Source organism: Thiofilum sp. (genome assembly GCF_016711335.1).
Lineage (GTDB): Bacteria > Pseudomonadota > Gammaproteobacteria > Thiotrichales > Thiotrichaceae > Thiofilum.
Genome location: NZ_JADJTF010000007.1, coordinates 1 through 23,805, shown reverse-complemented (window position 1 = coordinate 23,805; position 23,805 = coordinate 1). Strand labels below are relative to the sequence as shown.

At 45.1% G+C, this 23,805-nt stretch carries 25 protein-coding genes; 11 read left to right on the top strand and 14 right to left on the bottom strand.

What is annotated here, in order from left to right; all coding sequences use genetic code 11:
* The first annotated feature begins 3 nt into the window (after window positions 1–3).
* From IPL34_RS20575 to IPL34_RS20530, 11 genes are all read left to right on the top strand, one after another.
* Window positions 4–3,234 (top strand): hypothetical protein, encoded by a 3,231-nt coding sequence (locus IPL34_RS20575; protein ID WP_296843406.1) that lies wholly within the window; start codon window positions 4–6, stop codon window positions 3,232–3,234.
* 599 nt (window positions 3,235–3,833) lie between these two features.
* Window positions 3,834–5,168 (top strand): hypothetical protein, encoded by a 1,335-nt coding sequence (locus tag IPL34_RS20570; RefSeq protein ID WP_296843405.1) that lies wholly within the window; start codon window positions 3,834–3,836, stop codon window positions 5,166–5,168.
* A gap of 120 nt (window positions 5,169–5,288) precedes the next feature.
* On the top strand, window positions 5,289–5,486 hold the full coding sequence (locus IPL34_RS20565; protein WP_296843404.1) for a hypothetical protein: 198 nt from the start codon (window positions 5,289–5,291) through the stop codon (window positions 5,484–5,486).
* Window positions 5,487–5,774: 288 nt separating this feature from the next.
* The gene (locus tag IPL34_RS20560) at window positions 5,775–6,236 is read left to right on the top strand and encodes a hypothetical protein (RefSeq protein ID WP_296843403.1); all 462 of its coding nucleotides are present in this window, start codon (window positions 5,775–5,777) and stop codon (window positions 6,234–6,236) included.
* An 11-nt stretch (window positions 6,237–6,247) separates the two neighbouring features.
* Entirely contained in the window at window positions 6,248–6,463 is a 216-nt protein-coding gene (locus IPL34_RS20555; protein ID WP_296843402.1) for a hypothetical protein, read from the top strand.
* Window positions 6,463–7,278: a hypothetical protein gene (locus IPL34_RS20550; RefSeq protein WP_296843401.1), complete on the top strand. Its 816-nt coding sequence runs from the start codon at window positions 6,463–6,465 to the stop codon at window positions 7,276–7,278. Before IPL34_RS20555 ends, IPL34_RS20550 begins: the two co-directional genes overlap by 1 nt.
* Window positions 7,279–7,280: 2 nt before the next feature.
* Window positions 7,281–8,114 carry a hypothetical protein gene (locus IPL34_RS20545; RefSeq protein ID WP_296843400.1) on the top strand — a complete coding sequence of 278 codons (834 nt, stop codon included), beginning with the start codon at window positions 7,281–7,283 and terminating at the stop codon, window positions 8,112–8,114.
* A 1-nt stretch (window position 8,115) separates the two neighbouring features.
* Window positions 8,116–8,934 (top strand): hypothetical protein, encoded by an 819-nt coding sequence (locus tag IPL34_RS20540; protein WP_296843399.1) that lies wholly within the window; start codon window positions 8,116–8,118, stop codon window positions 8,932–8,934.
* A gap of 8 nt (window positions 8,935–8,942) precedes the next feature.
* Window positions 8,943–9,179 carry a hypothetical protein gene (locus IPL34_RS20535; protein ID WP_296843398.1) on the top strand — a complete coding sequence of 79 codons (237 nt, stop codon included), beginning with the start codon at window positions 8,943–8,945 and terminating at the stop codon, window positions 9,177–9,179.
* Window positions 9,176–9,715 (top strand): metallophosphoesterase family protein, encoded by a 540-nt coding sequence (locus IPL34_RS20805; protein WP_366931114.1) that lies wholly within the window; start codon window positions 9,176–9,178, stop codon window positions 9,713–9,715. The genes IPL34_RS20535 and IPL34_RS20805 overlap by 4 nt, the downstream gene beginning before the upstream one ends.
* Before the next feature lie 816 nt (window positions 9,716–10,531).
* Window positions 10,532–10,813, top strand: a complete 282-nt coding sequence (locus IPL34_RS20530; protein ID WP_296843397.1) for a hypothetical protein — start codon at window positions 10,532–10,534, stop codon at window positions 10,811–10,813.
* Between the two features lie 637 nt (window positions 10,814–11,450).
* Here the strand turns inward: IPL34_RS20530 and IPL34_RS20525 are convergent.
* The 14 genes from IPL34_RS20525 to IPL34_RS20460 form a co-directional block, all read right to left on the bottom strand.
* On the bottom strand, window positions 11,451–11,672 hold the full coding sequence (locus tag IPL34_RS20525; protein WP_296843396.1) for a hypothetical protein: 222 nt from the start codon (window positions 11,670–11,672) through the stop codon (window positions 11,451–11,453).
* A complete protein-coding gene (locus IPL34_RS20520; protein WP_296843395.1) occupies window positions 11,669–11,917 on the bottom strand; it encodes a hypothetical protein in 249 nt (82 codons plus the stop codon). Before IPL34_RS20520 ends, IPL34_RS20525 begins: the two co-directional genes overlap by 4 nt.
* Before the next feature lie 234 nt (window positions 11,918–12,151).
* Window positions 12,152–12,379, bottom strand: a complete 228-nt coding sequence (locus IPL34_RS20515; protein ID WP_296843394.1) for a hypothetical protein — start codon at window positions 12,377–12,379, stop codon at window positions 12,152–12,154.
* Window positions 12,361–12,657, bottom strand: coding sequence for a hypothetical protein (locus IPL34_RS20510; RefSeq protein ID WP_296843393.1), 297 nt, complete (start codon window positions 12,655–12,657; stop codon window positions 12,361–12,363). The genes IPL34_RS20515 and IPL34_RS20510 overlap by 19 nt, the downstream gene beginning before the upstream one ends.
* Window positions 12,650–12,889: a hypothetical protein gene (locus IPL34_RS20505; RefSeq protein WP_296843392.1), complete on the bottom strand. Its 240-nt coding sequence runs from the start codon at window positions 12,887–12,889 to the stop codon at window positions 12,650–12,652. The genes IPL34_RS20510 and IPL34_RS20505 overlap by 8 nt, the downstream gene beginning before the upstream one ends.
* A complete protein-coding gene (locus IPL34_RS20500) occupies window positions 12,890–13,099 on the bottom strand; it encodes a hypothetical protein (protein ID WP_296843391.1) in 210 nt (69 codons plus the stop codon).
* Window positions 13,100–13,577: 478 nt separating this feature from the next.
* Entirely contained in the window at window positions 13,578–13,934 is a 357-nt protein-coding gene (locus IPL34_RS20495) for a hypothetical protein (protein WP_296843390.1), read from the bottom strand.
* Window positions 13,915–15,624, bottom strand: coding sequence for a DNA polymerase (locus tag IPL34_RS20490; protein WP_296843389.1), 1,710 nt, complete (start codon window positions 15,622–15,624; stop codon window positions 13,915–13,917). The genes IPL34_RS20495 and IPL34_RS20490 overlap by 20 nt, the downstream gene beginning before the upstream one ends.
* 99 nt (window positions 15,625–15,723) lie before the next feature.
* On the bottom strand, window positions 15,724–16,524 hold the full coding sequence (locus IPL34_RS20485; protein ID WP_296843388.1) for a hypothetical protein: 801 nt from the start codon (window positions 16,522–16,524) through the stop codon (window positions 15,724–15,726).
* Between the two features lie 84 nt (window positions 16,525–16,608).
* On the bottom strand, window positions 16,609–17,028 hold the full coding sequence (locus IPL34_RS20480; protein ID WP_296843387.1) for a hypothetical protein: 420 nt from the start codon (window positions 17,026–17,028) through the stop codon (window positions 16,609–16,611).
* Window positions 17,029–17,265: 237 nt separating this feature from the next.
* On the bottom strand, window positions 17,266–18,732 hold the full coding sequence (locus tag IPL34_RS20475) for a DEAD/DEAH box helicase (RefSeq protein ID WP_296843386.1): 1,467 nt from the start codon (window positions 18,730–18,732) through the stop codon (window positions 17,266–17,268).
* A gap of 16 nt (window positions 18,733–18,748) precedes the next feature.
* Window positions 18,749–19,012: a hypothetical protein gene (locus IPL34_RS20470; protein WP_296843385.1), complete on the bottom strand. Its 264-nt coding sequence runs from the start codon at window positions 19,010–19,012 to the stop codon at window positions 18,749–18,751.
* A gap of 21 nt (window positions 19,013–19,033) precedes the next feature.
* Window positions 19,034–21,559, bottom strand: coding sequence for a phage/plasmid primase, P4 family (locus IPL34_RS20465; RefSeq protein WP_296843384.1), 2,526 nt, complete (start codon window positions 21,557–21,559; stop codon window positions 19,034–19,036).
* Window positions 21,560–21,816: 257 nt separating this feature from the next.
* Window positions 21,817–22,056 (bottom strand): hypothetical protein, encoded by a 240-nt coding sequence (locus IPL34_RS20460; RefSeq protein ID WP_296843383.1) that lies wholly within the window; start codon window positions 22,054–22,056, stop codon window positions 21,817–21,819.
* Window positions 22,057–23,805: the final 1,749 nt, after the last annotated feature.

The following is a 23,805-nucleotide window of genomic DNA, read 5'->3' as shown; positions in this document are numbered from 1 at the left end:
AACATGACGCTCACTAACAACTTAGTGCAACAGGTTTCCTCATTAGGGAACGGTTCACAGACTAGATACTCGTTTTCGATTACTATACAAGACAATAGTGAGATCAAGATCTACACACAAGACGAGACACTCCCTGCACCATACGTTCTTACACTACTCGTTGCTGGTGTAGACTACACGTACTACCCGAACACTGCTAACCCAGTATCTCAGATCGAGCTTACCGCTCCACTACCTGTGACCTCACGCTTAGTATTCAAGCGTGCTTCATCGCTTGAGCAGAATGTAGCATATGCAGCAAACCGTGCATTCCCGTACGTTGATCACGAGGAGCAGCTTGATCGCATAGTAGCTATACAGCAGGAGCAGCGCTTCGATATCGATAAGAAGATCGGGTATGCTGAGGGTTCACAATCTACAGCCACAGTATTTCCTGAACCTAGGCCAGAGGCTATCGTTCGTTGGAACAGTGCTGGTGACGCTCTCGAAGTGGTTACCACAGACGAGCTAGGGCTTGCAGCACCAGACATCGCGTTTGACGGTGGTGGTACTCACTACCTAGGTGCTGAGGTACACGTAGAAGCAGCTATTGACGAGCTTGACGATGTTGTGTACGCACACAAAGTTCAGACTGACACGCATGAAGTAAACATGTCTAACCCACACGGTGTGATCCATGCACAGCTTGCAGACAAGGGTACAAACGACCATGCAGCGATTGATAACCACATATCTCTACAAAACAACCCGCACCTTGTACGTCATGACCAGCTACCGGACCAGGGATCTTACACGCACACAGAACTCGATTCGCACGTTAACAGCCAAGTTAACCCACATACTGTCACACACGCGCAACTCTCAGATAAGGGAACTAATGACCATAGTGCTATTGACTCTCATATCGGTGCTACTAACAACCCTCATGCTGTTACGGCCGCTCAAGTAGGCAACACTGTAGCTCAGTGGAACGCTAATAAACTACAGGGCTCAGAGATCGATATCACAGATAGAGCAGACCAACGTACACTTGTGTACGATGTAGCAACTGGCAAGCATGTGTACCAGGTACCTAGTACTATCTTCCCACTAGTTCACTCAGCTAATCAAATTCTTGGTAGAAACGGTCTGGACACAGCTAACGAGTACAAAGATATTGTTGGAACAGTTAACCAGATCAGCCCTATTTTTACAGATGGCGAGATCCAATTAGAACTAGAGCAGGATATTGCTACAGCGTCGTCTCCTACATTTAAGTCCTTGAAATTAAACGGTGCACTTCTCTACAACGAACAACATATGTTCTATGATGATGTCGAGAAGGCTTTCGCTTACTACGATGATGTACCAGGTCGCAAGATGGTGGTTGGTCATCAGGTAGCAGTGAGAGTGTACCACGCAGGGCTTGGAACCATACCAAAGGGTACCGTCATAAAGTTGACGAACACTGAGGCAGGTTTCGCAACGTTCAGTGTAGCTGAGCCTACGTACGCTGATGCATCAGCAATGATCGCAGTGGTAGCAGCTGACATCCTAACGTTAAACTACGGCATCGCACTCTTCTACGGAACCATTACAGAGTTCGACACGAACATCTGGGCAGCAGGTGACGAGCTATGGCTTGCAGCTGGTGGCACACTAACCAACGTCAAACCATCACTACCGACGGTAGCACTTCGCTTGGGTAAGGTGCTTCTACAGCACACAGGGTTTGGTCGCTTACTGATCGCTCCTGAGATCGTACGTGAAGAGATCGTACCAGTAGCATACGGTGGCACGGGAGCAACTACTGCCCCGGCTGCTCGTCAAAATCTTGGCGCTTCACGAGTATCTAACGGCCTAGAGGACAAGTCCCTCTTCGCACTCTCCTATGTATACACAACCAGGACCTTCACAGTAACGTACTCCCCGGGTGCAGCTGTGTGGGTTAACGGTGTACGCTACACGAAGTCAGGCAACGAGTCCTTCGTGCACACAGCGGTTACAGGTAAGCACTACTTGTACTACGACAACACAGGTACTCTACAGCTATCTACGACTGCATTTAACATACTGACTACAGCGCAGCTTGCAATTATCTACTTCAACGCGGTCCAGGTATGGGGTGAGTGCTTCTCGGAGCTACACCCAGCTGATGGTGGCATGACTGAGATAGAGCACATGAATGCTCACATGACTGTAGGTACGAAGCTACTAAGTGGTGGCGCGGCCTCTGGGTACGTCATTCCACAGGTAACTAACCCTGCGGACATTACCTGGGGACTTGATAGCTGCGTACTAGCAGACGAGGACTACAACCACACGGTACCAGCACAGGTTGGTGGCAACGCCTACCGTATGTTGTACAGAGTAGGTGCCGCTGGTCAGTGGACCTACGTTGCAAACAACGACGGCTTCACCAACAACGGTACTAACCCACAGTGGAACCAGTACACGGGTGGTGTGTGGCAGCTGACCCCGATCACTGCTAACAACACATGGTTCAACATGTACATCTTCGCAACCCCTGTTAACGTTAACGGTGGGTACTTCGTAGTGGCAGGACAAGCTACACACAACTCACTGTCTGCTGCACAGGCTGCAAGCTATATCAACGAAACCACAGGCATCACAGACTTCACTACCGAAGGCATTGTACTGTACAAGGCGGTCTACAAACGTTCGAACGCGGGTGTTCAGCTAGCTAACACTAAGCTTGTAGACTTCATCGCGATCCGTGCAAGCATCAACACAATCGTCACGGGGATCACACCTAGTGACCACCAGACACTCTCTGGCCGTACGGCACTTGATGCACACCCTGCAAGCTCTGTATCGGTGGATTCATCAGGCTTCACGTCTAACTTATCGGTTACTGACACAGACGTACAGACAGCGCTCGCAACGATCGATCAGTTGGTTGTGGGTGGTAGGTTGTACGGCACGTTCACGACGGGTGCAGCGATCACTCCGTTATCAACAAAGCTTGTTGACGAGACCTGGGCGTTCACCGCAGCAACATCTGTTACGTTTGGTGGGTTTGGAGCCCTTGCAGGACTACCTAACGGCAAGCGCTTCGTGATTATGAACACTAACCCTGGACCATACGCAGCTGGTAGACTAAACGTTCCTCATACTAGTGCCGCGGATGGTTGGTTATTAAACGGTGACTGTGTACTCTACTCGCAACAAAGTATAACCCTTGAGTACAACGCAGGGCTTGGATACCTCATTGAAATAAGCAGGAGCAACTAATGGCTAAGTACAGAAACATTACAGCAACTACACTGAACAACAAGGATGTACATAACTACCTTGCGCACAACAGACTGACTGATGCTGATCCACTCGCCCTAGCTGAGTTTGGTTGGGTACAGATGAAGAATGCCTCGGGGTCTGAGCCTTACCCGAACGCAACGTTTGCTCCGAGTACAGCTGACCCTATCACCCTTGCTTCGATAGAGGACCCTACCCTTGGTGTGGACCTTGACCTTCGCGTGTACAAGATTGGTACAGGCAACGTGCTAGGTAGCGCGCAAGTACGTACGTTTGAGGTTAGACGTGTTGACTGGGGACGAACCGTTAGATGTACGTTTGACTACGAGTTAAGCGCAGGCTCGTTCACTGTAAGCTCTGATGGTGTAGCTCCCAGTGACATTATCGTGTACTTCCAGTTTAGTACAGACGGTGGAACCACCTGGACGAACACTGAGCCTAACCCAAGGTTGCTTGACTGTGGCACTACTGGCATCATCCATGAGTACGTAGGAACGTTAGCTATACCATACAGTGCTACCCATGGTCGCTTCATGTTCTTCTACGCGACATCCAACGCTACCACCCCGCAGATCGGCGTGTACAACTTGTTCCTTGGTAAGCAAGACGTTGCTAGAGGAGCTATCATAACAGATCCAGTAGCATATACGCCCATATTTGTTGGCTTTGGTACAGTTACTAACGTTAGCGTATACAGTTGGAGAGAGGGCGCGGTACTAAAAGTACAAGGTAAGTTTACCCCAGGTGCAGCTACAGCGGTTACCGCATCAATGACTTTAGGTTTTGGGGGTGTTAGTGGTAATGTTAGTGGTATTGCGGATTATGCTAATACTAAAATAGTTGGTTCGTTATGGCGCAATAATAATGATGTAGTTCAAGTTGATATGACGGTAATTGGTACTGCAAATAACTTTGTCTATTTTGGTCAAAGAAGTGGCGCAGGTCAGTCTGTCCTTACTCCAGCTACAGGTTCATCATTAGTTACTGGCGAAGTATTATCCGTTAATTTTGAAATCCCAATCCTCGGCTGGTCATCGAACGCTGTGATGAGCAGTGATGTGGGAGGAAGAGATGTTGTATTTAATGGTTCTTCTATCGCGACTACTGCTGTAGGGGCTATCGCAACAGTACCTTTTACCGCTACAGTAGATACAGTTGGTGGTTGGTCGGTAGATACATATACAGTAAAATCGTCTGGTAGAATAAATGCCTTAGCTAATATTCCAATTAATAGTGCGGCGGCTGGTAATGTAGAAATCCATTTATTTAAAAATGGCGTACAGCAGACGATGACGTATTATACTATTCCTGCCTCTAGTGTAATTTTAGCATCTTTAAATTGGACAGATAATTATGTGTGTGGTGATACTATACAAATAAAAATTAGTTCAACTGTGGGTGTAATAAGTTTATTAGGTTCTGGGGTAAGTGGGAATAAAGCAACATTGGCGATAGCCAAATTCGCCTCTCCGCAGACTAGCATGCAGGCTGCACCTGTTGTTGCAACGTATACTGGTACACCCACTTCAGTAGCAAACCCTGGTGCTGTACTTAAAATGCCTACAAAAATTGTTGATACACACGGTGCCTACGATACAAGCACAGGCGTGTTCAAGTGTAGTAGATCTGGTTATTTGAAGGCAGGCGTCGCAACGTCTATAGTTGGTACTGGTGGAACGGCAGCAACATATTCAGTATTTATACTACGTAAAAATGGTGTTGATATTTTTCAACGTTATAAAGTGGGTGACTTGTATGGGACAGGCGAGCTGATTACAGATACCGAGTTCCCTAAGATACCAGTGGTAGCAGGTGACTTGATAGATATATATCACACACCATCTGGCTGGGGTTCTGTAACAGGTTGGAACGCGTCTGCTACACGCTTCTCTCTATCGTTCGAGTTGGAGTAACATGAAACACCTTCTAATTCTTCTACTGTTACTGTGTAGTGCGTGTGCGAGCAAGGTTATCGTTCGGTCAACAACGTGTGTAGCGGTGAGTGACTACTTACTGCAATGTGAAGAGGTGAGATGATGAAGACTTTTGTAATGTTTGCTTTGTTCTTAGTGGGTGGGCTAGTAGCTCTTACAGCTGGAAACTTTCTAGCTCCACTATGTAAGATACCAGGCTGGATCGGTGCTGCAATACTTGCTATCATCTATGTTCCATGTATGGTGCCGATTTTAAAAAAGAAACTAGACAAATGGTATCCACAAGATAAACTATAAACGGGAGACTTTATGGCAATCAATAATCCAGGTAACGTAACAATGTCCGAAGCAATCATCAGCTCATTCAACCCATCTACTAAGGGGTTGCAGATGTCTGGTGCTTCACCAGTCCCTGCTCACGTAGCCACAGCGATGACATACGTAGCAGCTGGCAACGGTGCAGGTAACGTAGAGACTGTTACGTACTACTCCGACGTAGCTAAGACCATATCGGTTGGTGTACTAACCGTAACCTACAACGCGCTTAACAAAGTAAGCGGTTACACCTTTGTAGGAGTGTAAGACATGGCACAAGTATTTAACGTATTCACAGGAACTTTTGACGAGACTGGTAGCGGTGGTGTTGGCGGTGCTGTAGACTCAGTCTTTGGCCGCACGGGTGATGTGCTTGCACAGAACGGTGACTATACAGCTGCACAGGTGGGGGCGGATGCTTCAGGCACCGCTGCTGCGGCTGTTACAGCACACAACGGCGCGGCGAATGCGCACGGACAGACCGCTACTGGTACCGCACTACTGACAGCAGTAGATGCAGCGGCTGCTAAAACTACACTAAGCTTGAATAACGTTGCGAACATTGACCTAAGCAACGTATCGAACGATGCTCAGCTGAAGATTGCATCAAACCTATCGGACCTAAACAACGTGGCTACTGCACGCAGTAACCTAGGTGTTGTGAAGATCACCGTATCAGCGACGGAGCCTGTAGGACCGGCAGCTGGCGACATTTGGATTGATATCAGTTAAGGAGAATGACCATGCAAGAATTAATTTATGTAGCACCACAAGGCGACTGGCAGATTGAAGTACGTCACGAGAACGCTCATGTGCAAGAGTTACACATTACTTGTTTAATCGATGCTAACCCAACTTATATTTGGGCAAGCGGCAACAACCTTGATTCACTTGCAAGCTTGATTGCAACTGCAAAGGCCGCCATCATATCGAAGTCAATTAACTGGGGTAACGACTAATGGCTTTCACAAGTTACTCTGACCTGCTTAATAAGCAGACAGATGCTACAAAAACACAAAGCTTGTTTGCCTTTAAACTTAATCGAAGCGCTGGTGTCGCTCAAGGTGCATTAGGTAATGCCTATCGCTCAGCGTGGAAGAACGATGGGACTGGCGGTTCAGGAGCAACGCCAACAACTGCTGCAACCTACGACAACACGAGCGCAGGCTGTCTCCCTTACGCGCTAGCAACAGGCGTAAACAGTTTATACCTGACAGGCTTTATGTCTTCGATGGCTTCAGTAAACGGCGCGGTTGTGTTGTACGACCGCATGGCTGCAATCGGCGGACTTGTCGCTAACGTTACAACTGAACAAATGACAACAGGTCTAGCGCCTGCGCGCAACACTGGTGGTGTTGGTAACAAAATATTTATAGAAGTTTATACAAGTGTTGGCGGCACGTCTTCGACACTAACTGTTAATTATACCAATCAAGCTGGTACCGCTGGTAGAATATCGGGAGCAACTCGCATTGGTGGTACAGCGTTTGGTGTGGCTAGTGCTCTTATTGAAGTTCCGCTAATGGATGGCGATACTGGCGTGCAAAGCGTAGAGAGTGTAACACTTTCTGCCACAACGGGAACCGCTGGCAATTTTGGTGTAACAATCATGAGAGAGATATTCAACGCAGCCGCAGGCGTACCGGTTATTACACAGGCAGGGTTTAAAGGTCTTGCAACAATACCTGCTGGTGCATGTTTAATGCTTGCATACTACAATGGTAGCAATATTACTCCTGATACATTCTTAAATTTACAGCTAACGGAGGCTTGAAAATGGCTTTTACTAATTTAGATGACTTCGTAAACAAGACCTCTGACTTCTCGAAGACACAACACTTGCACTCTTTTACATCTGGCTGTCAAGGTGGTGGGGGAGCAGGCACAATCGCAACTACTGCTTATAAAATGTACACTGATTGGATAGGTAATAGTACCGATGGATTTGGTACTTATCCTGGTGGAACTGCTGAAACTTACTCTAGAACGAGTAATGGTAGTGTGCTTTACAATTCTCCTAGTGCTGGCAAGCTAACAATTACCCATGCAACAGGCAGCGTAGCACAGCAAGCGCATATTGGTAATTTTATACTTTGCGACCGATTATGTGCAGTGAGTGGACTAAGTGGTGTTCTCTCAACAGAACAAACATTTACACTCGCTCCCACCCGTAATACGGGTGGTGTTGGTAATGTTATTTCATTAGAAATAGCGGCGCTTATTGGTGCTACAGCTACAACAGTAAAAGCAAAGTACACCAATCAAGATGGCGTTGCGAATCGCGAAACCCCTCTTGTTGCTATTGGCGGAACTGGCGACCAAGCTCAGACTAGAGCTTGGATACTTCCGTTTTTTGATGGCGACACAGGTGTACGAAGTGTCGAGAGTATTACGCTAACTGGTACGACAGGTACCAACGGAAATATTGCAGTTACAATTATACGACCGTTATTGATTGTTCCTAACAACATAATGGGAGCACCAGCGAATTCAATGCCTCTTGTAGATATTCCTTCGGATGCGTGCTTGTTTAGATTATGGACATCATCGCTCGCTATTAATCTAGGCTTTCGCTTTGCTAACACTTTTTTCGCAGTAACGGAGAATTAAAATGCCAATAACTAATGTTGCTGATTTACGCTTTAAGATAGCCAATTATACTGAGCAAACTAGACTCAATGTATATTCGATGACCATTGGAACAGTTAAATCTTTTTTCTCTGGTAACTTTGATCAGATAGGAACTGGCCATACATTTCCAACAACTCTTACGCAAGAAGCGCAAACAACAAGCATCTATTCAAAAATTAAAGCACCGGTTTCCGCAGGGTCATCGTTATTAGTAACAAACATACAATCAATTTGTGGGTCAACCGGCGGAGTAACAGGCGGTGTATCTCAAATAATGTTCGATTATTTAGTCGGAGCTGGTGGAATAAATATAGCTACGGCAACAGAACAAGTATTTACAGTGGCAGCATTACCTAGACATACCGATGGAGTTGGTGTTTATGCAATGATTGTATCAACTTCTGCGCTAGGGGGCACATCATGTGTTGGCTCGATGAGATATCTTGCCAATGATAACGTTGAATATAATAGCCCTTCAGTTATCATTACATTAGCAGGTAATAGCGGAAGTAATGCTGTAATGATTTTACCTCTCGCTAATGGTACAAAAGGGATCAAAGAAGTACGTGGTTTTACGAGTGGTGGTGGTTCAGTGACGGGAACACTTGCTCTACTTCTTTTTAAACCAGTAGCAACCATTCCACAAGTTGGCTCAGTGTTTAGTTACGACGATGTGGCAGCACTTCATATGCCATTCTTTAAGTTTCCTAAAGACGGTAATATTATGAATTTTCAAAATGGTACCGCCGCTTTAAACATTGTAACTAATATAAAAGTTTCATCAGTCAGTGATACCTAAGGAGTTCTATGTTTAATCGTTACCCTATAGACACGGATATCTTCGCATACGACTTGTCACTTATCCCGCTTAATGCTATCAACTTCTATGATGGTGTAGCAAAACGCTGGACCGGTGCTGCGTGGGTAACTGATGTATTCAAGTTAAGAAACCCAGGTAACACAGTGTTTGAAGCGAAGCCTTGGAAGGCACGCAACACACTCAACACAGCATGGTTAACGATTGATGTAACGGGGAACGGATGAAGATATACTTTAGATCTGATACGCATGAAACTACACGCTACGAGCTTAGTCCGTTGATGGACCTAGAGACAGCGAAGGTTAACTTCGATCGCGTGATTCTATGTGGAGACAACGTAGACTTCAAGAACACAGAGGATAAGGTAAAGGCTGATTGGTTGTTTAACTATTACAACACCATGGAAGGCATCGATTACTTGTACGGTAACCATGAGTTACAGCCTGCAAAATACCTGAAAATCAACGATATATGGATCGAGCATGGTGACGAAGTATTCAACGGGCACCCACGTGTTGTAGATACTCCATGTAATAGTAAGATCATACGCTTCCTAAAGTCACTGGGTAACAAACAGACTATCTATAGACACATGAAACTTAAACCAGAACATAAGGATAGGCTGGCTGCGAGAGCAAAAGAGAATGGCTGTAGCACCATCGTGGTAGGGCACTTCCACCCAGTCAATGTTATTGACATTAAACACAACGACGTTAGAATTGTCATACTACCGCGTGGTGAAACTGTATTCATTACGTAAATAATATATGTAAACTATTCTAGTTTATGTTTGAATGGTAAGACTGCATAGGGGGTTTTGTGTTACGGGATATGCTGATGTGGTTTATATTCCTATCAGTGCTTCTCTGTTACTTACACAACAATTACATATGACAGACCAGGATATCATACTAGGTGAGTTACAAGCCAATCAGAAGTCAACAGAGCGTAGAATCGACGACCTGCAATCTGACATGAAAGAGATCAAGACAAGCCTTAATCTACTTGTACAAGACAGACATACACGTATCACGGTTACAAGCATGGCTAAGTGGATAGTAACTATCATCGCTGGTATGTTTGGTGGCTGGTTCGGTACACACAGATGACCACCCCACTACGTAGAGATAAGTTTCGACTGGAATGCAACAAGCTGTATCTACCTTACTACGATGCACTTTGTGATGAACTACCCGAGTACTGGCAACCGTACTGTGTGTTTCGAGATGGTAACACCCAGGACAACCTCTTCAGCAAGCATCTATCAAAAGCACAAGCATACAACTCGGCCCATCAGTACTCATGTGGTAGCGACTGGACCGTATGGGAAGGCAACCACCCTGAGTGGCCCGACTTTAAGGACGCCATCTGGGGCGACTACATACGAGCTTGTGAAAAAGTAGGGCTTGAATGTTTAGACTTTGAAAGACCACATAACCAGCTTAGACTTAACATTAAGTGGGCCAGGGTTGGTGATGTGTTTCGCATATCGAATGGCCTTAACGATTATGCAAAGGGTATGGAAGCAGCTAACAAAGCCATACGCAAGCATAAGAAACTATAAGGAGCGTAGATTATGGTAGGAATTAAAGAATCTAAAGAAGCATTGATCGGTATCAACGAGCTTGCAATCTTCATTGCAAAGCGCTTGAAAGACGGTATCGGTATGGATGATATCGGAGCAATCATCGACGTGTTGAAGAACGATGGTGAGTTCAAGATTAAGATTGCTGCTGCATTTGACGGTATCAAAGCTGTACCAGAAGAAATGAAAGACATCGATATGCAAGAAGGTGTTGAGCTAGCGATGGTACAGATTATGTACATGCCTAAGATTATCGAAGCGTTCAAGAAGTAATATGTTACCTCTTGTACAGTCTGCACTAACACTAGCATCTGAAGTCATGCATCTTATTAACTCGAAGGATGCACGAAAGTATCTTGATAAGAGTATTGAGTTACAAATGCAGATACGTAACGAAGAAGCTAAGGGATACTACTCGGATGATGCAAAGATTGAAGCACTCATACAGGAAGCGAAGATCATACTTGATGCTGTTCAGAAGGACATTGCAGCTTACAATACTACTAGTTCTCGGTAGTGCATGCACTGTTGCTCCTACATTGTCTCCAAGACATGCACTCGTTGGGCAGATCCTTAGGGTTAGGGACGGCCACAAGGGTCTGACCAATCGAGCATGTGACCAGATGGATGATAAGGGGAAGCTTAAGTGTACTATCGTGGAGTACCCACTGGATGACGAAGCGTTTCGTAAGGAACTTAATTCACTTGGTTTTATATGTTACGTTGGTGGTCTACGTTACAAGGTATGCCTGGACAAACCAGGGTTTTGCCGATTCACTTATACACAGAAGAAGTTTGTTGGAATTCCTATCAAAAAGATAAGGCATGAAGAGTACATACCAATAGAAGACAACAAGCGTTTAGTAAACGCTGATGTAAAATGCTACACTCAGATTAACGACGTAACGTTCTAGTTGAATTTTTCTAGCTTAACATCTTTGAGCGGCTTAACCTTGCCATCATCATCTAGTGTGAAGGCATCGTCTACAAGCAACTCACCAGTTCTATTGTTGTAGTACTTGCCAGCTATTTTTAAATAGCGTGCGTGGAACTTAGATCCCCATTTAGAGATCGATTCAGCGATTGAGGTACATACATCTAGTGACTTAGCTTTAACCTTTAGTGTCTTCATGTAACTATCATATCATTAGTGCTATTTGGTTGGTATAGAACTTGTTGTTTTGGAGCACTATTTAATAACTGTTCACGAGCATCATTTAGCTGTGCCTTATAGTTATCCAAGTGAAACTCTAGTTTATTTATACGACTCTCGTAGAATATAGCATCGTTCTTTAGAATGCGATTTTCTTTCTCAAGTTCAAGAAGCTTAAAGCGTAGAGTTTTAATTGTGTCGTATAGAATCTCATCGTTATTCATTTTCTATCCATGTATTTACTGGGTTTAAAATTACGCCATCACCAAGCATTAGAGTAGTGGACACATTTCTACAGTTCTTTAAAGCGTTTGCAGAGTAGTTACCGAGGCAACAATATTTTTGCTGTTCTATAAACAAACATATTTTTGTTTTATCCTGTCTATTTTGCACAAGTTTCGTCGTATAAAGAGCACCCACAAGTAGTAATAAAAGTAGAAAAACTGTAAGTATTTTACTCATTCCTTAGTCTCTTCTTTGTTACACTCTTTTGCTAGCCGTGAAAGAACTGCGTCTAAATACTTATTAAATTCTTTTTGCGTGGTTATGTCTTTAGATCTTAAAATACAAAGTAATGCAGCAATTTGAGCAGAAGCAAACATATGAATAAACTCATGCTGATCTACTCCCTTAAATTTTTCTGTTAGTTCTGTTATTATTTGGTCATTTATTTCTTGCTCATCCATCTTTTCATCCTTTCAAATAAGGAAGCCTTTTTGGGCTTGTCTTCTAGCTCAAAGTGTTCTTGGCATAGATGCCAAAAGTGTGCAGCCAGTTCGCTCGTCACATCGGCTGGTATCTCAATGCCGCCATATTTATAGTCTAATGAGTACTTAAGATACTTTCTAAACACCTCGTCATATAGAGAACGAATTTTTTCTGCGTTTTCAATCGCATTTAGGTAATCATGAGGCAAAGTGTCCTCGCCTACTTCAATCGTTAAAATTACTTTGTCGTTAGTCATTTATGTATTCCTTTGGCCAATTAGTATGGATCTTTAGAAAGTGAGCAATCAGCTCGTCCTGATCTTTTATATACTCACGTAAATTGTGTATTAGTGTCTCTTGCTTATGCATCTTTAGCTGTGCCTCTGCTAGTTGGCGCTCTATAATGGCATAGCGATCACCTGGTATAGCTTCTTTATACCAATGAATAGAGTCATCACTATATACATCTAGTTGTTTGTCGTTAGTCATTTATGTATTCCTTTTTCTTATCTCGCGGCGCATATTTTCTTTTAATTTCATATAGTGGTTTTGCCACTCTCCGCAAAGCCTTTCAAATGCTTTTGCTTGTCTTGTTTGCATCGCTAGTTTGTCTTTTAAAACATCAATTTTACTTAGTGCTGATTCTAATTCCTTTTTCCACTCAGCTATTTCTTTTTTGCATTCAACACAATTAAGCATTTTTATCCTTCCTTTATGTATAATCTTTACAACGCTTTACAACTAGCGGCGCAGCGCATCCTTGCATTCACTAACAGATCGTATGCGCACGCAGTCTGCTAGAAACTCCCTATCCTTATCCATACAGCTTGTACACTGTGTAACAAATATAATTATAAGTATCATCGAACATGTAACACATGTGTAGAATATCGGCTTAATCATAGTAACCCTGCTTTCTTCTTACGTTCAATCATCATCAGTGCTCTCGCTCTGTTACGGGCACGAGCCTTGATTGCCTCACTCTTACGGTGGCAATCGTAGCAGTACTGCCCCTTCCAAACCTTACCCTCACCATCAAGGTATATCTTCTGATAGTGCGTGGTACGTGCTCCCTCTTTCGTGTAGCACCCACCACGAGCCATGTTATGAGAGAACACGAACGGCTTCTCCACACCACACGTTGCACACACCTTTGTAAGCTTCTCAGGCTCAGTACTCATTTAAGTAACTCCTTCACCTCGTCTAGTATTGCAGGCCATGTACTCGGCATCACCACTACGGCCTTCTTCGATCCTGCCTTCACCATATTAGCTAGCATCATAGCTTGCAAGGGTGTTGGTACTTCCCCCTCTGCCTTAAGCTCAAGCGCTACGAATAGCCCGTTCACACAAGCGATGATGTCAGGTATGCCCCGACGTCCCACCTCTTGCGCCTTGTAGTACCAGATAGGATTACCAGCTTGCGCGAGAGTACGCAAGTCATCCATCACACGCTTCTTGAGTAGTGCTTCACGCTTCGTCTTGAGCAGGCGTGCAGCGGTAAGCGATGTTGGTTCACATGTCTTCGAGGTCATGGAAGTTGTCTCCTATGGCGACCGACACGTTCATGCTTAGGATGTCACCAGTGTATGCGACAATCATCTCGTGTCGTAGAAATGGTATGAGGTCTAGGTCATCGGTGTGTAGGTTGAACACTATCTCATCGTGTATGGGTATCAGCATGGTAGATAGCAAGCTCTTGCGTCTAGTCTTAAGCAAGTGATCGCACCCGATCAGTGCACGCCTAAGTATGTCTCCACACCCACCTTGGATGCGGTAGTTAGGTGCCTTGTAACTCATCTTGCGATCTGCAAACGTGTAGCGTCTACCGAACGCGTTCTGTAGTATGCCTGTAGTCTCTACCTGTCTGCGTAGCTTATGGCTGTACTGTGTGATCATCGGGGTGTCACGCTCCAGCGCTGCCTTGATACGCTTAGCTTCACCCTCGCTGCATCCAAGCGTTATGCCTAGACGTTTTGCGCTTGCTCCGTATAGGGCTGCAAACCTAGCTGTTTTGGCTACGTTTCTGGTAACACCAGCACTATCTGCAACACGTTGGTGGAAGTCTACACCACTTGTTATGTCGTGAGCCATGCCTAGCTCGCGTGCTTCATCAACCATCAAGCGCAGCTCCATCTGAGCGTAATCGATCGAGACAATCTTGCAATCTGGTCTAGCTACGAATGCACGACGGATGGGGTAGGCTTCCTTATCATCGTTTGCTGGCCAGTTCTGTGCATTAGGCGTTGAGCTGAAGCGTCCGGTGGCTGCCCCCGCTTGTCTGATCGTAAAGTGTGCCGTGCTATTAATAGTAAGCATCTTCTCGAACGTTTCCCAGTATGTGGAGACACGCTTACTATAGTGACGGTATGTAAGAATAAGATCTACCAGTGCATGCTCCTTGTACTGTTCAAGTACCTCAGCCGCAAGCGATGGGTTCCCCTTCTCAGTTTGTGGGAGTGTGATGTTATGCAATTCAAATAGTTTAGGTGCCAGAAACTTGGCGCTATCCACAAACGGTGCGCCACATAGCTTGCTTAGCTTCAGGTATGTTTCATCGAGTAACTGTGTCTCATAGATAGCTGCCTCACGTGTATATTCCCTATCAACAAGCATACCCATCGACTCCATATCGTGCAGTATACGTGTGACCTTCATCTCGGTACGTGCGAGCTGCTGCATGCCGTGATAGTTTATAACCTGGCGTTGTTTCTCGTACAGAGCGAGCGCTATGACCGCATCAAGCTCAACGTATGGTACAAGTATATCGGTAGGTGCATCCGTGAATAGTCTACCCTTGTTACTCTTCAACCAATCAATCATTAGTTGGTGCTTAGCTGGCAACCCACTACGTGAGGCGCAAGCTGCAAGCGAGTAGCTTAGCTGCTCATTATCAATGAGTCTCTCCATGGTTTGTGTGCACCACACATCACCCATGACTTCGATACCGTACTGCTCACGTAGAAAACTAAGTTCAAACTTCGCGTTGTGAGCTACGTAACGTAGGTCCTTGAATGAGAATATGTTTCGTAAGTGTTGCGTGGATATCTCGTTCAGGAACACAGAGTAACAACGATCTTGGTAGGCAAGTGACATGATGATAGCGGTGTCACCCTTGTAAGGACTTAAGCCTGTGGTCTCGAAGTCGAAGGCTACTGCTGTGTTCGTGGGTAGCTGACCCATGAAATAGATAATATCTTGTAACTGGTAGGGCGTGACTAGCATGTTTGCTCCTAAAAATAAGGCCCCCGTGCGTCTAATCATGGGGGCCTTACAACCGTAGTCGTTTAAAGTAAGGTAAAAACGGCTACGCTAAAACAAAAACTAAATTACATCAGCGTCACTAGGAGCAAAACTGACAGTCCTCGCACCATTACTCAAGTTGCGATCATTGTCAAGACTTACACTGCTTGTTTCTTCAGCTGCAATCTTTGCAAGCTCAAGCGACTTAACAATGCCATACATTTTATTGGCTGCTGCCATCTCTTCATCGGTTAGGTTCGTACCTGGTTTTGCAACAAGTACAGCGTATGTACGGTTGCCATCCTTGATGATAGATGAACTCAACTTAATTGATTTAGACCAAGGTGCCTTACCAAAAACCATCGATGACTGTAGCATCGTAGCGATAGCTTTGCCTGCGTTGATGCTTGTACGCTTGAACGACACTAGGCTTGGAGTCGCAACAAAACCAAGTTTGCTACGCTCAACCACGAAGTAGTTCATCACGAAGTCACGTATGACTTCTGTTCCGTCTGCCATAATCTCTTGATATCTTTGGCGTGCATTCATTGCTGTCACAGGGTAGCTAGTAACGTACTCTTTCTCTCCGCTAACCATGTGGTACTCGTTCCATACTTTCCAAAGTTTAAACGCTACGACTTCAACAGGTTTGTCTACACCACCAACTACAACGTAGCTATCGTTCGTTACGATGTCACCAGTACGCACGACTGTATCACCAGTGCTGCCATCGGATAGGTACGGTGACATTGGTTGTGTGAGTAGCAAGCGTGGTAGCACGATGTCTGTTGCTGTGATGCCCATCTCAGCTGCCATGTCTGCAAAGTTAGGGTGCAATTCGATAGGTGCCTGTGCTTCGTTAATCATTAATTCGTTATTCATAGATTCTACTTTCGTTGTTTAAACTAGACGCCCGTGTGTGCGAGCGCCTAGCCTGGATATTATATGCTAGCGTAGATTAACCGACTACGCCTTACGGAAACTTAGTGACGGAGTTAGCGTCACTTCGTTTAAACCTGGTATTGTAAAGTTTTCGTTACCGTTTAGTACAGCGTTCTCAAACTCTTGTTTATAGAACGAGTTAAGTGTTGCTGAATTTACGGATATCATCATGTCGTACACACCCTTATCGCGTAAGTAAGCAAAGAATGCCTCCTTATCTTCAGTAGTCTTTGGTGTACGCACGGATGTCTTATGAGACACTGATATCAAACCATCTGGACCACGATAGTTCTTGAGATTATTCTCTTGTAGTGATTCGATCAGCAAGCCTTCAAGCATCTCTTCTTCTACACGTAAGCCCTTGAGGACATCGTTTGCAGCATCTATCTTTGTGCGCAAGCCTCGTAACTCTTTAATTGCATCATTCATTTGTTCTAACGTCATATAATATCTCCTAGTTATGCTGTGTAAACCAGTGTTCCAGACCAGCTTTCACACGTTCAGTACGTTCAATTTGAGTAGCATGCTCCAGACTATCTGCAAGTAATTTCAGAGCTGTTGTAACATCTGCAAGCTCCATAATGTCTTGCGACGTACACTTAGGGTAACCCTCATGTATACGATGGTAGACACTCTCTTGCTTAACGGTCAGCTCTTGTAATAGTTTCAGGTAATAGTCTGTCATGTGTTTGCCTCGACATGCTTTTGTAACATAGTTAGCAAGTTGTCAATACTTTTCTCACCAACTTTTTGCATTAATCTATCCACGTTGTTTTTCTTCAGTAATAACGCTGCGTAAACAGCTTCATCTACCGTGCCCTTCGCAATTATATGATGATGCACAACTGATTTATGTAGGTCGATGCTGCCACCTCTGAAGTTTCTACCCTCGCTCTGCTCATGATCTGATAAGTTATAGTTATGCGCAAACCAGATAGCATGCCTTGCAACTTGTAGATTAAGCCCCGCCCCACCTGCCTGTGGGTTCGATATAAGTACCTGCATGCTCCTTTTTGTGAAGCATTCTATGGCGGTCTGTCTATCCTTATCGGTCTGGCCACCCTTAACGTACACAACACTCATGCGCAGCTTCGCACACACGGCTGCAATACGTTCGTACAAAGCGATGAACGGCACCCATATGATGACGCTCTCATCCTCTGGAATCGCTTCGAGTATCTCTTCTAGCTTCTCAAGTCTGAAGTTATCAAGCCACTCAGTGTTGCCACGTTCTGTATCCATGATGAATCCGCAAGCAACCTGCCTAAGTTTCATCATCTGTGTAATCTTAAACTCAGCCGTAACAGCGGTGTTTTCGTTGATAAAAACTAACCAATCTTTCGCAAGCGCCTTGTACATTTTTGCTATTTTTTCGGGTAACTCTATGATATGCTCCATGATTACCTTTTCAGGTAGATCAATACACTCAAAAGCCCTGGCTTTTATGCAGCAAGGTGCAAGCTTGTCCATTATTGTCGTCTCGGCGCCCTTCTTCGGCTGCCAGTTCGGGAAGTAGCTCTGTGTGCGTGCTCGTGCAGCGTTGATGTCTACAAAGTACGTATTACGGAACGCCATGAAGTTATGGCCTAACACCTTCTCGTTCAGTAGCCGCGCCAACCCATAGATATCTAATAGATTGCCGCTTGTAGGTGTAGCAGTAAGTAGCAACAGGCGTTGCACATGCATCGTTAGCATGTAAACACTCTTGTGCGCCAGTGAGTTGTACGCCTTAAGCTTATGAGCCTCGTCACACACCACTACCTGTGGTCCCCACCAAACGAGCGACGCCCATGCAGCGGTCCGGCTCATCTCGTAGTTACATATGATGATGCTATCCTTGGGGGTGTGTCTAATCGCTAGCTGCTTCTGTGCTCCAGCCCCCCTAAGCAACACTACCTTGTCTCGTGGAACGCCCGCCCACTTGACCAGCATGTCTACCCATTGATGGCATACACTCTTAGGTGCAAGTATCACCGTTGGTACGATCTTCCCGTGCTTAGCATAGTGCTCACGCAGGATGGTCGCTGCTGTGGGACTCTTACCAGTACCCAAGTCAAAGAATAACCCAAGTCTATTACATGTGCGCGCGAAGAGTACACCTCTGCGCTGATGTTCCCATAGGGGTAACACTGAATCGATGTCAGTCATGTTTTGCTCCTAGCAATTAGAACTGCAAGTAACTTACGAACGCGATCTTCTTAGTACGTGGGTGCTTGATTGCCTTACGTTTGCGTGGAAACTCCGCAAATATACGTGCAAGCCCGTTGATTGAGACCGTCGGACCCTTCACATCCTTCAGGTCACGCTCATACATCTTGTGTAACTCACGCACGTCAATTTCTGTGTCTCTCTTCTGAGTTTTCACAAACTGATCGCGCCATTCTTTCGCAAAATACCTAGCTGCTGCTATATCGATTTTCTTTTTCATGGTTGCTACATACTACCTATATTACAGCATGTCCAGTGGTTCATTCATTTGTATATCATCTGCCTGGGGCATAATGCCTTTTACAGTGATATACTGCGTCCCCTGTAGACGTTTACGCCCAAAGTACTCTTTAGGTATGTACTGTCTAAGCTGCTTCGCGAACGTATTACGTGCCATAGGGTACTTAATACCCTCGTCCTCACACCACTGTGTGAACTGAACGTACAACTCATCAAGCGTGTATTCGCGGTGCGCTTTCATGCCGTTGACAGTATATGTTTCCTTAAACCACTGATACGAACTATTGCTTATAAGAACTATATCTTCGCTTCGCATAACGTCTCCACGTTGTATAACAAAGCGGCCGTTATTACGCCTAATGTTCTCCATTAGGTTGCGCGCAAGCATCGCAACTATACCCGAAAGCTCTGTTGTTACAAGTCGCTCCCCGACCTCGCTGCGACAGGTAAGAAATGATTGATCAAACGATACATGCAACACGCGTCTAAGCATGCTTGATGTGGTCTCCGCAAACTTTGGCATAGTATTCGTCGCAAAGTATAGCTTGGCTTTGTTCTCAAACATAAAGCTATCCTTGCCTTTACGTTCAGCTGTTACAGCATCACCACCCGTTAGATTTTTGAGGATGTTACACTCTTCATAGCTAAGCTTCGCGTACGACGACTCTTGCGATATGTTTAGATTCTTCTTATGTAGATTCGCCAGCATGAATCTGTTTGTAAGCATCTGTTGCAAACTAACAGTGGACGCGCTGTCTTTCATAATCGCTTTGAGAATGTTTAGAAGCGTTGACTTACCGTTCTTCCCGTTACCAACCATGAACACGATCACTTGGTCGTCCATACGTGGCCATAGAGCGTAGCTCATTAAGTCCATAAGCAGTGTGTATTTCTCTCTATCTTTCGAGCATACAGACATAAGCCATTCTTCAAAGTAGTCACTTGTCGCAGTGGAGTCATAGTCTAAATCTATACACGACATGAAGCCATAGTACGCACTGTGCGGCAGTAACACGTTTGTGTGTAGATCCAGCACGCCATTACGAAAGTTTATTTTTGCCTCAAGTCCTGGCCTATCGAAGAACGCCTCACCCTCTTTTTTTGTTTTTGAGCACATATTGACTACGCGTTGAGCGAACTCGTTAAAGTGTCGTTCACGTAGCGCATCGGGATATGCAAGCTTTGTTCGCCACCACTGGTATACCTGTGGCCGCTCTAGTGTTGCCCAGTGCCTACTCGTTGGGGAGTACTCATACATGTCCCCCGACGCAAGCGTGATGACCTGCTTCTCTGTCATGAACAGTTGTTCTATGTCTGCATATGATGGCTCTTTTGGGCCATTTTTGCCCATGATCCAGTACCCATTGTCAGCGCTTGCTAGGTGCACCTCACTCTTCAGCTGTATAGGACTCTTGACCTTGCACCAATGCTTGCAAGTCGTACAGTCATGCCCCATAGCATGGATTGTGCTACATAGGCGCACACCATAGCGACCAGCATGCTCAACCTTTGCACGTCTCTGCTCATCGTTCAGGCTCGCAAGGCTTGCACTCACCCCCGTGCTTGCTTGGTCGAGTATGTAGTCGGCTAGCGTGTCTGCTGTAAACTTTGTAGGTTTAATCTCACCCGTGCCGGCATCAACGATATCAATTGATACTTCGTTAGTACCACGTGCATTAGCTAGGTACGATAGTGCCGCGAATATCTGCGGCTCATGGTACGCCTGTGGATTCAGAGCAACCGCATGTAGGAATGAGCAACCACCCTGCTCGGTGCCGCTAAACATCGTCTCTATGTCAGGCGTCGCATACGACTGTCTCACATCATCTAGTGGCATGTTTTGCTTCACGATTGTGCTTAGGTAGCTGTTGTCGTCGAAGCTGAAGTGTACATCATCGTAACACTCTTGCAGTACCGCTGTTGTATAGAGCGGCCTGCCCTGCTTGCGATTTATGGTGCTCGGCATACGTAGCAGGCGTGCCGCATCCCATATGGATACGTCCACCTCACCCTGTACACCGGCTAGGTGTAATTCACTTGTTAACTTGTCAGCAAGGCTTGCATAGTCCGCGCGGTGCTTCTCAAAGAAGCTAAGCTGCCGTATCTGTTGACGTAGATATATAAACAGCTGGTACCCGTTACCCGTATACACAACCGTGAAGTTTGCAGGCTGCAACTCAAGTACATCAGCAAACACAGTCGTGACAGCTTGCAAGTGTACCGGATCGTGTGCCCTTGTCACGTCTATACCGTCTAGGTCCCATGCGAGTATCTCTTGCGACTTAAAGTATATGTGCTTGCGCACTGGTAGTACATTGTGACCATTGCCGTGCTGCTGTATAGCTTTAGTTGCACCCTCGTGGTGTGCAGCGGTGTAGTATACGTTGTTGCTGCACCAGTCTTCTACTAAAATTTTAGCTATTTTGTCGCGGTTTCTGAACAATGATTTTACGTCTGGAACTTCGATAGCGGTTTTGGGGAAAATCATCCCGTGCCCTGCTGGGCTTTTGTAAACAACCTGAATCATACACGTTTCCTTTTTGCTTAATAATTACACACATAATAGGTGCGTAACTTGTTAGATATGCATTAGTGCATACCCTGTTAGATATGTGTCTACTTATATTTTGTCAAAAAGAAAAGTGTGCCTTAGTCTATGCAGCTTGCAACTAATGATGTGATCATGTATACACGTTTGCGTAAACAGTTTGAAATCATACACGTTAGGGGAATGTTACAATGGTGTAGCATTCCCCCTTTTTATTTTTAGCGTGTTAAATCATTTTATACTTTCTTCCATACAATACTCATATGCTTGGCGCTTTGATGCACGCGGAATACATGATTTACGTCTAAGAGTAATTCTTCCACGCTGCGCTCATTATTTTCTAATGCTGCAAAATCGGTTAAACTTAGTAACGTTGTAAAGCCATATTTTGTATAACTTGCAACTAATTCACTGTCACACCAGACCTCAAAACACTGGATATGCTTTAACGCTAGTTCGTTATCTATTTTATTCATTGTGGCACCCCGTAAATCCTTAGTATAGTCTTTAACTCACAAAGCAAGCAAGCCACAGGCTCGTCGCGCTTCTCTTGGTAGAGAGCGTTGCAGTACACATCTAGCAACTCATATTGTTTATGTGTTAGCGCGTAGCTATGGCATATCACTTGAACATTCCCTATGCGCGCAAGCGTACCCGTTACGCTGTTTGTTGCATACTTAACAAGCTGATATAACTCGTCGTTTGTTAATGTTTGCGTTGGGTTATCGGTATCGTCATATATGCTCATACAATTACCCCACTATCATGCTTATTAATCCACGCATTACATAGCCGCTTTAGTGTTGCCGTATATGGGCTATCGTTTTCGTCGGGCTTGGCGCGCTCAAATGTAATAAACGCATTTACAGGTAACTTCGCTTCATATATTGGCTCGCCATCGCTTGAGCACAACATAAACAACATCGTGTTATAGCCCTCATCTTGTAAACAATAATGCATGGTCTTATTGTTTATGTCTTTTGTCGTGTACATCAAACGACAAAACCCCGTGGATGGCTGTTCCTTGTCTAGTTTAAAGTGTATCTTGTCGATCATACATCACTCCATATTATTTTAAGGTACATGTCGCGCCATTCGTTGTCGGCATTCATTTTTTGTACAACGCTTTCAATGTCGTTGCGATTGTCGTAGACGTCGTTATGATCGTCGTCATTCAGTGTGTCAACCAGTTCACATGGCTCTAACGCGTTACACAACACACCCTTTAGGTAGACATCGATGCGCTTAATGCGCTTGAGCGTTGCTTCATTATTTATGCGTGATTTTTGATCATATGGACTCATAGTGCACCGCCGAAAGTGACGTTAAAAGCAATAATAAATGCTGTGGCTACGGCTATGAGACCACCGGATATTATAAACAATTGGACTATAATTTCTAGTTTCTTTGACATGTGGGACACTCCTTACAGTGTTGTTTGTTGTCGCTTGGGCGTCGCGTGATTGCGTCGCTTGATTGGTGTTATAGCAGCTTGGTTTGCAAGGTGCAAGGGTTATTTTTGCAGCTTATACATTTATTTTGGGGCATGCATGGATATATGTGTTTGACAAGGCTAAACGCCATCTAAGCTATAAATAGCTTAAAAAGAGGCATGACAAGGGGTATCTTGTGACATATGTTGTGTGCGTGACTGGATGCGTGGTAATATAATGCGGTGTATGGTGTATAAAAGTCAGTGTAATAATGCAGAGCGCATCAGGGGTAAACCCGGCACAGTGCTGTGTGTTTGGATAGCGTGTCACGCCCGTAAACATTCGTGAATAGGATACTGACCTAGTAACTCCTCTGGAGTAGTAGTAGTAGAAATCATATATATAAAAGGAAAATGCGATGTGAAAATTTGCGTTTCCTATTCCTCAATGATTTCAAGGGGGGAGGCTCATGGTTAACACGAGCTGTCACACTTCCCCTGAAAAGGCAGAGCAGTTTCTAGTCACACAGCAGCAATCAGACCAAAACCACGCGCCGAGCCACGGATTAGCCCTCAACCTGGATAGTGCTGCCATTGCACACGTATCACGCACACACGCATACATTACACAAGCGTTGTGTATTGGCGCACACATACCCACATTACATACTCATTGTGTAATCCCTGGGGTACGCACCCACGCCTCACACCCACGGACCCAGCTCCCCTCACCCCAAGGTACCCCCCCTCTCTTTTCTGCCTCGCTGCGGGACCCCTACCCCCAAAACTCACG

Bases quoted from the DNA above. Each gene is read 5' to 3' on its own strand.
- IPL34_RS20515 (WP_296843394.1), bottom strand. From the start codon at position 12,379: ATGGATGAGCAAGAAATAAATGACCAAATAATAACAGAACTAACAGAA.
- IPL34_RS20565 (WP_296843404.1), top strand. From the start codon at position 5,289: ATGATGAAGACTTTTGTAATGTTTGCTTTGTTCTTAGTGGGTGGGCTA.
- IPL34_RS20525 (WP_296843396.1), bottom strand. From the start codon at position 11,672: ATGAAGACACTAAAGGTTAAAGCTAAGTCACTAGATGTATGTACCTCA.
- IPL34_RS20555 (WP_296843402.1), top strand. From the start codon at position 6,248: ATGCAAGAATTAATTTATGTAGCACCACAAGGCGACTGGCAGATTGAA.
- IPL34_RS20545 (WP_296843400.1), top strand. From the start codon at position 7,281: ATGGCTTTTACTAATTTAGATGACTTCGTAAACAAGACCTCTGACTTC.
- IPL34_RS20535 (WP_296843398.1), top strand. From the start codon at position 8,943: ATGTTTAATCGTTACCCTATAGACACGGATATCTTCGCATACGACTTG.
- IPL34_RS20485 (WP_296843388.1), bottom strand. From the start codon at position 16,524: ATGAATAACGAATTAATGATTAACGAAGCACAGGCACCTATCGAATTG.
- IPL34_RS20530 (WP_296843397.1), top strand. From the start codon at position 10,532: ATGGTAGGAATTAAAGAATCTAAAGAAGCATTGATCGGTATCAACGAG.
- IPL34_RS20460 (WP_296843383.1), bottom strand. From the start codon at position 22,056: ATGAATAAAATAGATAACGAACTAGCGTTAAAGCATATCCAGTGTTTT.
- IPL34_RS20475 (WP_296843386.1), bottom strand. From the start codon at position 18,732: ATGACTGACATCGATTCAGTGTTACCCCTATGGGAACATCAGCGCAGA.
- IPL34_RS20540 (WP_296843399.1), top strand. From the start codon at position 8,116: ATGCCAATAACTAATGTTGCTGATTTACGCTTTAAGATAGCCAATTAT.
- IPL34_RS20805 (WP_366931114.1), top strand. From the start codon at position 9,176: ATGAAGATATACTTTAGATCTGATACGCATGAAACTACACGCTACGAG.
- IPL34_RS20560 (WP_296843403.1), top strand. From the start codon at position 5,775: ATGGCACAAGTATTTAACGTATTCACAGGAACTTTTGACGAGACTGGT.
- IPL34_RS20470 (WP_296843385.1), bottom strand. From the start codon at position 19,012: ATGAAAAAGAAAATCGATATAGCAGCAGCTAGGTATTTTGCGAAAGAA.
- IPL34_RS20510 (WP_296843393.1), bottom strand. From the start codon at position 12,657: ATGACTAACGACAAAGTAATTTTAACGATTGAAGTAGGCGAGGACACT.
- IPL34_RS20550 (WP_296843401.1), top strand. From the start codon at position 6,463: ATGGCTTTCACAAGTTACTCTGACCTGCTTAATAAGCAGACAGATGCT.
- IPL34_RS20465 (WP_296843384.1), bottom strand. From the start codon at position 21,559: ATGATTCAGGTTGTTTACAAAAGCCCAGCAGGGCACGGGATGATTTTC.
- IPL34_RS20520 (WP_296843395.1), bottom strand. From the start codon at position 11,917: ATGAATAACGATGAGATTCTATACGACACAATTAAAACTCTACGCTTT.
- IPL34_RS20495 (WP_296843390.1), bottom strand. From the start codon at position 13,934: ATGACCTCGAAGACATGTGAACCAACATCGCTTACCGCTGCACGCCTG.
- IPL34_RS20575 (WP_296843406.1), top strand. From the start codon at position 4: ATGACGCTCACTAACAACTTAGTGCAACAGGTTTCCTCATTAGGGAAC.
- IPL34_RS20505 (WP_296843392.1), bottom strand. From the start codon at position 12,889: ATGACTAACGACAAACAACTAGATGTATATAGTGATGACTCTATTCAT.
- IPL34_RS20490 (WP_296843389.1), bottom strand. From the start codon at position 15,624: ATGCTAGTCACGCCCTACCAGTTACAAGATATTATCTATTTCATGGGT.
- IPL34_RS20480 (WP_296843387.1), bottom strand. From the start codon at position 17,028: ATGACGTTAGAACAAATGAATGATGCAATTAAAGAGTTACGAGGCTTG.
- IPL34_RS20500 (WP_296843391.1), bottom strand. From the start codon at position 13,099: ATGCTTAATTGTGTTGAATGCAAAAAAGAAATAGCTGAGTGGAAAAAG.